Annotated in this window: 9 protein-coding genes and 1 pseudogene; 3 read left to right on the plus strand and 7 right to left on the minus strand. The window is 66.3% G+C overall.

Features of this window, described 5'->3' with window-relative positions:
- On the minus strand, window positions 1-228 hold a 228-nt coding region (locus H8A92_RS37395; RefSeq protein ID WP_229200268.1), incomplete at its 3' end, for a DUF2239 family protein.
- A gap of 131 nt (window positions 229-359) precedes the next feature.
- On the opposite strand from H8A92_RS37395, the gene H8A92_RS37400 reads away from it, so the two are divergent.
- Both H8A92_RS37400 and H8A92_RS37405 read left to right on the plus strand, forming a co-directional pair.
- On the plus strand, window positions 360-1,025 hold the full coding sequence (locus H8A92_RS37400) for a glutathione S-transferase family protein (protein WP_229200269.1): 666 nt from the start codon (window positions 360-362) through the stop codon (window positions 1,023-1,025).
- 114 nt (window positions 1,026-1,139) lie between these two features.
- Window positions 1,140-1,475: a GIY-YIG nuclease family protein gene (locus H8A92_RS37405; protein ID WP_229200270.1), complete on the plus strand. Its 336-nt coding sequence runs from the start codon at window positions 1,140-1,142 to the stop codon at window positions 1,473-1,475.
- 1 nt (window position 1,476) lies between these two features.
- Here H8A92_RS37405 and H8A92_RS37410 read toward each other — a convergent pair whose 3' ends face one another.
- The 3 genes from H8A92_RS37410 to ggt form a co-directional block, all read right to left on the minus strand.
- Window positions 1,477-2,352 carry an SDR family oxidoreductase gene (locus H8A92_RS37410; protein WP_229200271.1) on the minus strand — a complete coding sequence of 292 codons (876 nt, stop codon included), beginning with the start codon at window positions 2,350-2,352 and terminating at the stop codon, window positions 1,477-1,479.
- 176 nt (window positions 2,353-2,528) lie between these two features.
- Window positions 2,529-3,827 (minus strand): MFS transporter, encoded by a 1,299-nt coding sequence (locus H8A92_RS37415; RefSeq protein WP_229200272.1) that lies wholly within the window; start codon window positions 3,825-3,827, stop codon window positions 2,529-2,531.
- 103 nt (window positions 3,828-3,930) lie between these two features.
- Window positions 3,931-5,676 carry a gamma-glutamyltransferase gene (gene ggt / locus H8A92_RS37420; RefSeq protein WP_229200273.1) on the minus strand — a complete coding sequence of 582 codons (1,746 nt, stop codon included), beginning with the start codon at window positions 5,674-5,676 and terminating at the stop codon, window positions 3,931-3,933.
- Between the two features lie 114 nt (window positions 5,677-5,790).
- On the opposite strand from ggt, the gene H8A92_RS37425 reads away from it, so the two are divergent.
- Window positions 5,791-7,185 (plus strand): MFS transporter, encoded by a 1,395-nt coding sequence (locus H8A92_RS37425; RefSeq protein ID WP_229200274.1) that lies wholly within the window; start codon window positions 5,791-5,793, stop codon window positions 7,183-7,185.
- Window positions 7,186-7,316: 131 nt separating this feature from the next.
- On the opposite strand, the gene purH is transcribed toward H8A92_RS37425, so the two are convergent.
- The 3 genes and pseudogenes from purH to H8A92_RS37440 all read right to left on the minus strand — a co-directional run.
- Window positions 7,317-8,909: a bifunctional phosphoribosylaminoimidazolecarboxamide formyltransferase/IMP cyclohydrolase gene (purH, locus tag H8A92_RS37430; RefSeq protein WP_229200275.1), complete on the minus strand. Its 1,593-nt coding sequence runs from the start codon at window positions 8,907-8,909 to the stop codon at window positions 7,317-7,319.
- Between the two features lie 260 nt (window positions 8,910-9,169).
- Complete coding sequence (locus H8A92_RS37435; RefSeq protein ID WP_229200276.1) at window positions 9,170-10,861, minus strand: heparinase II/III family protein; 1,692 nt, start codon at window positions 10,859-10,861, stop codon at window positions 9,170-9,172.
- A 209-nt stretch (window positions 10,862-11,070) separates the two neighbouring features.
- Window positions 11,071-11,560, minus strand: a pseudogene (locus H8A92_RS37440) (MFS transporter); the annotation flags it as partial.

An 11,560-nucleotide genomic window follows, 5' to 3' on the forward strand; every position in this document is an offset into this window, starting at 1 on the left:
CGTCGGCTCCTCGTCGGGCGCAGGTGCGGGCTTCGGCAGCCGGGCCAGCACGTCGTCGACCGAGCCGCGGAAGTCGATGTCGACCAGCGCGGAGGTGAGGCCGTTGAACACCAGGATCGCGGCGTCCTTGCGCTGGTCGAGCAACTGCTTGGCGGCGCGGGCGACCTCCGGGAGGTCACCGGCGCCGATGCGATGCTCGCCTTCGAACGCGACATAGGCTGGATTCATGGTAGACCTCTCCAATTGCGCGACATATTGCCCGGATAATTCTTAGCAATCACGACGCGTCGGTCTCGACTTTCCTGTTCCCGGCTGGCACCAAGCGCCGCCCGATTGCACCGATATTTCAGAGGACGCCCATGCTGACGGTTCATCACCTCAACAACTCCCGCTCGCAGCGCGTGCTGTGGCTGCTCGAGGAATTGGGCGTTCCCTACGAGATCGTGCGCTATCAGCGGCAGCCCGACATGCGGGCGCCGAAGGAGCTGCGCGCGATCCATCCGCTCGGCAAGTCGCCCGTCGTCACCGACAATGGCAACACGATCGCGGAATCCGGCGCGATCATCGAATACATCATCGCCACCTACGGCAACGGCCGCCTGATCCCCAAGGCAGATACCCCGGAGCGGCTGCGCTACACCTATTGGCTGCATTACGCCGAGGGTTCGGCGATGACGCCGTTGCTCCTCAAGCTCCTGTTCACGCTGATGCCGAAGCGTGCGCCGGCGCTGCTGCGGCCGCTGGTGCGCAAGGTGTCCAACACGGCGCTGTCCACGCTGGTCAATCCGCAGCTCAAGCAGCACATGGCCTATTGGGAAGGCGAGCTCGGCAAGAGCGAGTGGTTCGCCGGCGGCGAGTTCTCCGGCGCCGACATCCAGATGAGCTTTCCGCTGGAGGCGGCCGCCGCCCGCGGCGGGCTCGAGGACGGCCACCCGAAATGCGTTGCCTTCCTCGAGCGCATTCACGCCCGACCGGCCTATGCGCGGGCGCTGGAGAAGGGCGGGCCGTACGAGGTCGGCCGATAGATTCGCAGTCATAGCCGGCGGCTCGGGTTTCGATGCCGTCATTTATATCCGGGTATTATTGTCATGTCAATAATGCCCGGGTATAAATGGCGTGTCGAACCGACAGGAGCCGCCATGAAGACCGAGGACCGCAAGCAAGCCATCGCCGGCTACAAGAAGCGCGCGAGCGTCGCCGGCGTGTTCGCGGTCCGCTGCCGCGCGACCGGTGAGGTCTGGGTCGGGCAGGCGCTCGATCTCGACAAGATCCAGAACCGCATCTGGTTCACGCTGCGGATGGGCAGTCACCGCATTGCCGAGCTGCAGCGCGCCTGGTCGGCGCATGGCGCAGACAATCTCTCGTTCGAAACGCTGGAGCGGATAGAGGACGAAGAGCTTGCTTATGTGCGCGATACGCAGCTCAAGGAGCGCGTGCACTACTGGCGCACGCAGCTCAACGCCGCCGCGGTGTAGCTTAGCGCGCCGGCAGCGCCTGCACGGTGACGCCGGGCGGCGGCACGTCGTCATCGGGCACGAAGAAGTCCGACATCAGCGGCACCGAGGGATCGACGCGATAGCGCTCGAAGTCGCGTACGCCATTGGCATAGAGCACCTTGTCGTCGATGCAGAAATGCCCGCTGAATTCACGCGAGGGTCGCGTGACGATTGCGTAGGCCGCATCGCCCATGATCTCGGGCGTGCGGCTCGCACGCATCATGGCGTCGCCACCGAGCAGGTTGCCGACCGCGGCGGTCGCGATCGTGGTGCGCGGCCACAATGCGTTGACGGCAATGCCGGCCGCTTTCAGCTCGCCGGCCAGCCCGAGCACGCACATGCTCATGCCGAACTTCGCCATTGTGTAAGCGGTCGAGTGCTCGAACCACTTGGTCTTCATGTCGAGCGGCGGCGACAGCATCAGGATATGCGGATTCTCGGCTTTCTTCAGATGCGGGATGCAATATTTCGACACCATGAAGGTGCCACGGGTGTTGATCCCCATCATCAGATCGTAGCGCTTCATGTCGGTCGCCTGCGAATTGGTCAGGCTGATGGCGCTGGCATTGTTGACGCAGACGTCGATGCCGCCGAACTCGGCGACGGTCTGCTCGATCGCCGCCATCACCTGGGCCTCGTCCCTGATGTCGCAGATCACGGGCAGCGCCTTGCCGCCGGCGGCGCGGACCTCGTCGGCGGCGGTGTAGATCGTGCCCTTCAGCTTGGGATGCGGCTCGGCAGTCTTCGCCGCGATCGCGACATTGGCGCCGTCACGCGCCGCACGGAGCGCGATCGCCAGCCCGATGCCGCGGCTCGCGCCCGAGATGAACAGCGTCTTGCCTCTGAGGGATGTCATGAGAATGGCCTCCAGTTAGGAACGCACACCATCAGGGCTCCCTCCCCCCTAGCGGGCGAGGGTTGGGGAGAGGGGAAAGCCACATGCACCGTCTTCGCGGCCGCCCCTCTCCCTGGCCCTCCCCCGCAAGGGGGGACGACGGAGCAAGCGGCACGTTCCGCATGCTATCTCACTCTTCAGCCACCCGCATGCAACACACGCCCGCGCGTTTCCGGCAGCGCGTAGGCGGCGATGAAGAACACGCCATAGGCAGCCACCGCGAAGATCGCGATCGCGTTGGCAAGCGTGGTCGTGGTCGAGAGCGCGCCGACCAGGAACGGAAACAGCGCGCCGACGCCGCGGCCGAAATTATAGCAGAAGCCCTGGCCGGAGCCGCGCAGCCGGGTCGGATACAGTTCGGTCAGGAACGCGCCCATGCCGGAGAAATAGCCCGAGGCGAAGAAACCGAGCGGGAACCCCAGCACCCACAGCACCTCGTTGGAGAGCGGCAGCTGGGTGTAGAGCAGCACGACTGCGATGGCGCCGATCGAGAAGATCAGGAACAGATTGCGCCGGCCGATCCGGTCGGCGAGCCAGGCGCCGACCAGATAGCCGATGAACGAGCCGATGATCAGCGTCGCGAGATAGCCGGTCGAGCCGACCACGGAGAGCTTGCGCTCGGTGGTGAGGAAGCGCGGCACCCAGAAGGTGATGGCGTAATAGCCGCCCTGCATGCCGGTGCCGACCAGAGAGGCCAGCAGCGTGGTCTTCAGGATCGGTCCGTGGAAGATTTCCCACAATGCCGCGGGTCCGCTGCCGGACGCCTGCGCTTGCGCCATCGTCGCGGCAGAGATCTCGGGTTCGGTGACATAGCGGCGCAGATAGAACACCAAGAGCGCCGGCAGCGCGCCGATCACGAACATCCAGCGCCAGGCGTTTTCCGCAGGTAACACCGAGAACAGGATCGCCTGCGCCAGCACCGCAAGGCCCCAGCCGATCGCCCAGCCCGACTGCACCGAGCCGACCGCGCGGCCGCGATATTGCGGCCGGATCGTCTCGCCGATCAGCACCGCACCGGCCGCCCATTCGCCGCCGAAGCCGAGGCCCAGCAGCGCGCGGGCGATCAGGAGCTGGTCGAAATTCTGCACCACGGCGCAGACCAGCGAGAAGAATGAGAACCAGATGATGGTGAGCTGCAGCGTCTTCACCCGCCCGATGCGGTCGGAGAGATAGCCGCCGAGCCAGCCGCCGACGGCGGAGGCCAGCAGCGTCACCGTGCCTGCCAGGCCGGCGGTGCCGGCGTCGACCTTCCACAGCGTGATGATGGTGCCGATGACGAGCGGATAGATCATGAAATCCATGCCGTCGAGCGTCCAGCCCGAAGCGCAGGCCCAGAACGTGCGCCGCTCCTGCAGGTTCATGTCGCGATAGAAGGCGAGGAGACTGGTGTCCTCGATCTCTGCGATTTCCATCGATTTGGATTCGGCCGTGCTCATGCGCGTTCCCCGGAGAAATCTTTCACCGGCTGTTTGCGATCCGCGGCCGGAGTTGCGCGGACCGCCAATCTATCGCGATGTTGCAGGCGGAGCAAAGCCGCCTTTAGTACCCCGCAGCCTCCGAGCCGCGCGTGCGCGGATCGGGCGCGCCGAGCAGACCGCTGGTCGTGACCACGATCGAGTTCGCGGAGGAGTAGCCGAGCGGCTCGACAGGCTTGTGGCCCTTGGCGCGCAGCTCGGTCAGCACCTCGTCGGGAAAGCCCTTCTCGATCCGGACCTCGTCGGGCAGCCATTGATGGTGCATGCGGGGTGCCGCGACCGCGGACGCGATGTCCATCTTGTAGTCGATCACGTCGACGATGATCTGCGTCACCGCGGAGATGATGCGGCTGCCGCCCGGCGATCCCGTCACCAGCACGGGCTTGCCGTCCTTCAGCACGATGGTCGGCGACATCGACGAAAGCGGGCGCTTGCCGGGTCCCGGCAGATTGGCCTCGAAGCCGACCAGGCCGAACGCATTGGAGGCACCGGGCGCCGCGGTGAAATCGTCGAGCTCGTTGTTGAGCAGCACGCCGGTGCCGTCGGCGACGAGGCCGACGCCGTAGGGGAAGTTCAGCGTGTAGGTGTTGCTGACGGCGTTGCCGTCGGCATCGACCACCGAATAATGCGTAGTGTTGTCGCCCTCATGCGGCTGCTTGGCGTTGCGCACATCGGTCCAGGGCGTGGCGCGGGCGAGATCGATGGTCGCGCGCTGCCTGGCAGCATAGTCCTTGTCAACAAGCAATTGCGTCGGTGCGTCGACGAAGGCGGGATCGCCGAGATAGCGGGCGCGATCGGCATAGGCCCGCTTCATCGCTTCGATCATGACATGCAGCGAGGCCGCCGAGCCCTGCTTGATGTCGGACATCGGAAAGCTCTCGAGGATGTTGAGGATCTCCAGCAGCACGACGCCGCCGGAGGAGGGCTGCGGCATCGAGACGATGTCGTAGCCGCGATAGGTGCCACGGATCGGCGTCCGGATCACCGGCTGGTAGGATTTCAGATCCTCGAGCGAGAAGATCCCGCCGGCATTTTTGATCCCGCTGACGAGCTTCTCGGCGACGGCGCCTTCGTAGAAGCCGCGCGGCCCCTGTTCGGCAATCGCGGTCAGCACGCCTGCGAGATCACCCTGGATCAGGCGGTCGCCCTCACGCAGCGGCGTGCCGTCGGCGTGCGAGAACGTCTTGGCCGAATTCGGCCAGCGCGACATGCGGCGATACATGTCCGACAACGTGTCCGATGTATCGTCGGTGACGATGAAACCGTCGCGCGCGAGATCGATCGCAGGCTTGAGGATTTGCGCCAGCGTGAACTTGCCGGAGCCGTATTTCTCAAGCGCCAGCGCAAGGCCCGCGACCGTGCCGGGCACGCCGATCGCGAGCGCGGAGTTGCGCGACTTGTCGGGATCGGGCTTGCCGTCGGCGTTCAGGAACATGTCGCGGGTTGCGGCCTGCGGCGCGGTCTCGCGATAGTCGATCGCGACATCTTCATTGCGTCCGGCGAGATGGATCACCATGAAACCGCCGCCGCCGATATTGCCGGCACGCGGATAGGTCACCGCCATCGCAAACCCGGTGGCAACCGCGGCATCGACCGCATTGCCGCCCTGCCGCAGGATGTCGGCGCCGACCCGTGCCGCGAGCTTCTCCTGCGCCACCACCATGCCGTGTTCGGCGCGAATGCTGCGGGCAGTATCGGTGGCCGGCGGCTCATAGGCGCGGCGCTGGACCTGGCCGAGGGCCGGTGTCGCGATGCCGATCACCAGGAGAGCGGCAAACAGCCGTCGTGACATCGTTGCCGTCAGCGCCATCGAAATGTCCTGCCCTGTTCGTCGCCGTATCAGCAAAACCGGCTCATGCTATATGGGAGCGGATTGAAGCGGCAAAAGCCTGCCTGTGGTTCGAGTTGGGGAATATCTATCGCGATGACGGCAACACGACAGACGGGCGCCGGTGATGCGAAGGCCATCACCAAGGTCTATCCCGGCCGCGCCGCCGTCATCAGCTGGATCTTCTTCGACTGGGCTGCGCAGCCCTATTTCACGCTGATCACGACCTTCGTGTTCGCGCCCTATTTCGCGAGCTTCGTCGCGCCCGATGCGGCGAGCGGGCAGGCGCTATGGGGGTTTGCGACCGCCGCGGCCGGACTTGCGATCGCGTTGCTGTCGCCGGTGTTAGGGGCCATCGCCGACGCCAGCGGCCGGCGCAAGCCGTGGATCGCGGTCTTCGGCGCGCTGCTTGTGATCGGCTCGAGCGCGATGTGGATCGGTGTGCCCGGCAATCCCGACATCATCCCGATGCTGCTGCTCGCCTATGCGATTGCGAGCGTCGGCGTCGAGTTCGCGACCGTGTTCAACAATGCGATGATGCCGACCCTCGTGCCGCCGGACCGGATCGGGCGGCTCTCGGGCACCGGCTGGGCCACGGGCTATGTCGGCGGCATCCTGAGCCTCGTGCTGGTGCTCGGCTTCCTTGCGGCCAATGCCGAGACCGGCCGCACGCTGTTCGGCTTCACGCCGCTGTTCGGTCTCGATCCGGTCATGCATGAGGGCGACCGCATCACCGGGCCGTTGACGGGGCTGTGGTTCATCATCTTCGTGACGCCGATGTTCCTGTTCACGCCGGATTATCCGGCGAAACGCCCGATGCGCGAGGCGCTCGGCGAAGGCCTGCGCGAGCTCAGGGAATCATTTGCGAGCCTGCCGAAGCAGAGATCGCTGGCGCGGTTCCTGCTGGCCAACATGATCTATACCGATGGGCTGGTCTCGCTGTTCGCGTTCGGCGGCATCTATGCCGCCGGCACGTTCGGCTGGGACACGATCCGCATCGGCACCTTCGGCATCATTCTCGCAGTTGCCGGCACCTTCGGTGGCTGGATCGGCGGCAAGCTCGACGATCGGTTCGGGCCGAAGCGCGTGATCACCGGCAGCCTCGTGATCCTGCTGTTTGCGATCGTCGTGATCCTCACCGTGAACAAGGATTCCATCCTGTTCATCCCGGTCGCGCCGCCGGTGCCGGGCGGTCCGTTGTTCGCGGGTGCTGCCGAGCGCGCCTATATCGTGATCGGTTGCCTGATCGGCGCCACCGGCGCGCCCTTGCAGGCGGCTTCGCGCTCGCTGCTGATCCGGCTCGCGCCGAAGGATCGTATCGCGCAGTATTTCGGCTTGTTCGCGCTGACCGGGAAGGTGACGTCGTTCATCGGCCCGCTGCTGATCGGCGCGATCACGGCGGCGACCGCGAGCCAGAAGGCCGGCATGGCGGTGCTGGTGGCGTTCTTCGTGGTGGGGCTGGCGCTGCTGGCGAAGGTGCGGGAACAATAAACACTGTCGTCCCGGCGAAGGCCGGGACCTATAACCACCGGCCATACTTGGCGAGGGACAACTAACCCCAGTGCGCCTTCGATAGATCACGCGGTATGGGTCCCGGCCTTCGCCGGGACGACATTGGATGACTAGTGCCGGAAATGCCGCACGCCGGTGAACACCATGGCGATGCCGTGCTCGTCGGCGGCCTTGATCACCTCGTCGTCGCGCATCGAGCCGCCGGGCTGGATCACGGCGGTGGCGCCGGCCTCGATGCAGGCCAGCATGCCGTCGGCGAACGGGAAGAATGCGTCTGATGCGACCACCGAACCCTTGGTCAGCGGCTCGGCGAGCTTCAGCTCGGCCGCCGCATCCAGCGCCTTGCGCGCGGCGATGCGCGCGGAATCGACCCGGCTCATCTGGCCGGCGCCGATGCCGACGGTGGCGAGATCCTTGGCGTAGATGATGGTGTTCGACTTGACGTGCTTTGCAACCCGGAAGGCGAATTTGAGATCGCGCAGCTCGGCGTCGGTCGGCGCACGCTTGGTCGCCACCTTCAGGTTCATGTCCTCGATCACGGCATTGTCGCGGCTCTGTACCAAGAGGCCGCCGGCAACCGTCTTGGCGGTGAGGCCTGTCGCGCGCGCGTTCGGCAGGCCGCCGGCGAGCAAGAGGCGGAGGTTGCGCCGGCCGGCGATGATCGAGATCGCCTCCTCGGTCGCATCGGGCGCGATGATCACCTCGGTGAAGATGCCGATGATGGCGCGCGCGGCGTCCGCATCGAGCGTGCGGTTGACCGCGATGATGCCGCCATAGGCCGAGGTGGAATCGCAGGCCAGCGCGCGGGCATAAGCCGTCGCGAGATCGGGACCTTCGGCGACGCCGCAGGGATTGGCGTGCTTGACGATCACGCACGCCGCCGTGCGCTGCGGATCGAACTCGCCGACGCACTCATAGGCCGCGTCGGTGTCGTTGATGTTGTTGTAGGACAGCTCCTTGCCCTGCAGCTGGCGCGCGGTCGCAACGCCCGGCCGCTTCTCCGGCGTGGCGTAGAACGCCGCGGTCTGGTGCGGGTTCTCGCCATAGCGCAGCGACTGGATCAGTTTGCCGCCGAAGGCGCGGAAGTCCGGCGCCTTTGTGTCGAGCTGCACGGCAAACCAGTTCGAGATCGCAGCGTCATAGGCCGCGGTGCGCGCGTAAGCCTTGGCGGCGAGCCGCCGGCGCAGGCCGAGCGAGGTCGCGCCCTTGTGCGCGGCGAGTTCGTCCAGCACGGCCTGATAATCGTTCGCCTCGACCACCACGGCGACGTCGTCATGGTTCTTGGCCGCGGCGCGGATCATCGCAGGGCCGCCGATGTCGATGTTCTCGATGCACTCCTCGAAGCCGGCGCCTTTGTCGACGGTGGCCTCGAACGGATAGAGATTGACGACCAGCAGGTCGATCGGCGCGATGCCGTGCGAGGCCATTGCCGCGGCATGCTCCTTGTTGTCGCGGATCGCGAGCAGGCCGCCATGGACCTTCGGATGCAGCGTCTTGACCCGGCCGTCCATCATCTCGGGGAAGCCGGTGAGCTCGGAGACGTCCCGGACCTTGAGCCCGGCCGCCGCGATCGCCTTGCCGGTGCCGCCGGTCGAGACCAGCTCGACGCCCTGGTCGGCCAGCGCTCTGGCGAAATCGATCAGTCCGCTCTTGTCGGAAACGGACAACAGAGCGCGGGTCACGCGGCGAAGCTGCTCGGTCATATCGGAAAATCCCTGGCTGTTAAGGCAGCCGGGTAGCACGGTTTTGGGCCATACGAAACCGCTTCCCGGGGCCGATTCCCCGGAAATTGCGGACAATCCGGCACTCATTCCCCGTCACCCTGAGGAGCGCGCAGCGCGTCTCGAAGGGTCGACGGCCGCCGGCCGGGCCGATTCATCCTTCGAGGCTCGCAAGCGCTCGCACCTCAGGATGACGGGTCTGGAGTGGAGCGTCGTAGACGTGCACCACGACCTTCCGCCGCCTACAGCGGCAGTTCCGGCTCGCGGCGGGCGTTGCGGCGCGCGTTGGTGGCGGTGGCCGAGGTCGAGGAGCGCACAAAGCTCCAGCGGATGCTGCCGGCCCGCCTGGCGTCCTGCCGGATCACGATCTGGGAGGTGCGGCGCGGGCCGTCATTGCCGGCCAGGAACACGCTGTCCTCGAGGTCGACCTTGTCGTCCATCGCCTCGAAGGTCCAGACGTCGCGGTTGGGCAGCACCAGCATCACCCCGCGGGCGTCCGACAGCCGGCTTGCCTTCACCGAGGGGTGCAGATGGAAGCGCAGCGCGAAGTCGGCTTCGCTGCCCTTGATGCGGCCGCCCGGCGCCGGCGTCAGCTGGTCCTCGCCTTCGAGCCGGGTGCCGTCCTGAGCGACCATCAGCACGCGGCGATGGATCACGCCGAAGCGGGAGAGATAGCCGTCATGCGAGGCGGTCAGCACGTCGCCGTCGGGAATGGCCTCGCGGTAGCTTTCGACATTGCTCGGGCCGCTGGTGATCGGCGCGCCGCGCAGCAGCCGCTTCATCGCCGACAGCTCGACGAACTGGCACGACGAGGTGTCGCGATAGGTCAGCGTCGAATGCGCCGCGGTGGAGCGCGCGAACGGCCGCCAATTGTCGCGGCCGGTATTCGGCATGCCGCAATTGACGACGATGCGGCTCACGCCGGAGGACAGCTCGAACGACAGGCAGCCGGCATGCGCATCCTGGCTGACGCTTGCCGGCGGCGGCGGGCCGGTGTCGATGATCAGGGTCATGTTGCCGGCGTCGAGGCGCTGGAACCCGGTATGCGGCATGCTCGCCATCGGCACGCCGCGGGTGTCGTCATAGGCGAGCAGCGTCGCGACCAGGTCGGACGGCGCGGTCGACATGCCGTTGAACAGCGCGAAGCTGCCGTCGCCGTGACGAAAGAAGCGCAGCATCGGCATCATGCGGTCGATCGCGTTGAGCAGCGCCGGCGGCGGCGCGATGTTGCGGGCGGCAAAGGTTTGCCGCAGCGGCAGGAGATCGCTGAGCAGTTCGACCAGCGCGCCGGGGTTGCGCGAGATGTGGCCGCCATCGGGCAGGATCTGGCGCTGCAATTCGTCGGACAGCCTGCGCGTGGCGGATTTGATGTTGCGCGCCTGGTTGGCGAGGCAGAGCGAGGCGTAGCACAGCGCGATCAGCACCTGCAGCCGCGGAACGCCGTCATTGTCGAGCGTGGAGTGGCGCAGGTAGCGGATCTCGCGCGCCAGCCCGCGCAGATATTTGCGGTAGAATTTTCCGTCGGTGTCGCCGAGCACGAGCGGCGCCTGCGACAGCAGCGAGATCACGCGCCGCGCGCGGACATCGGCGCGCCGCTCCAGCGGCCGCCTGCGGGCCTGGTTCGAGATCCAGTCGTCGACCAGCGAGCGGGCGTTGGCGCGGGTCAGCGCGGTGTCGGCGGCGCGCAGATGGCGCAGCCAGCCGAAGCCGAGCAGGGCAGCTTCCCAATCCTCGGACGGCGGCTCGAGGTCGAAGATCGAGCGGCCGTGACAGGTGACGATCTTGCCGGCGAAGACGAATCGCCCGGCATAGATCTCGGCGGCGCGGGTGGCGTCGGCGGTCCGCAGATCGTGCGGGGCGATGATCAGCCGGTCGGTGCGGCCGGGCCACAGCCGTGACAGCGCAACCGTGCTCCCGCTGGCGCGTGCGAGCATGCTGCGGGCAAAGCGGCCAGCAATCAGCGTCGAGATGCGTCTGCTTTGAGCGACCGACACGCCTAACCTTGCGGGGAGGGAATTTTCAACGAATCCTTATTTAATCCGGAAACGCGGCCAAGACACCTTCTTGATGTGCAAGACACCCTCTTGATACCGCACGAATCACTTCACGAAGCATCTCGAGCTTAGAAGACTGAAGTTTAAAATCAGGATTTTACCAGCCGGGCGGCATAAAAGCCGTCCAGCCCGCCCAGCCGCGGGTCGGCATTGGGCAAATGGCTGGGCAGGGTGCGCAGATCGCCGTCGGCGGTAATGATGTCGTCGAGGCCGGCGACCTCGTCCTTCTCGACCGGCGCACGGCGCAGGCCCGATTCGCTCGCCAGCAGCGCAGCAATCGCGTGCTCGCCCTCTTCCGGCTCCAGCGAACAGGTGCAGTAGACCAGCGTGCCGCCGGGCTTCAGCAGATGGGTAGCCTTCTGCAACAGCCGCTTCTGCAGCGCGGACAGCGCAGCGATGTCGCCTTCCTGACGCAGCCAGGCGACGTCGGGATGGCGGCGGATGGTTCCAGTCGAGGTGCAGGGTGCATCGATCAGAATACCGTCGAAGCTTGCGGCTTCCGCCGGCCATTCGGCGGCGTCGGCGACGACGGTCTCGGCTGGCAGCGCCAGCCGCGTGAGGTTGTCGCGCAGCCGCGCG

It is taken from the genome of Bradyrhizobium acaciae (assembly GCF_020889785.1).
GTDB lineage: Bacteria > Pseudomonadota > Alphaproteobacteria > Rhizobiales > Xanthobacteraceae > Bradyrhizobium > Bradyrhizobium acaciae.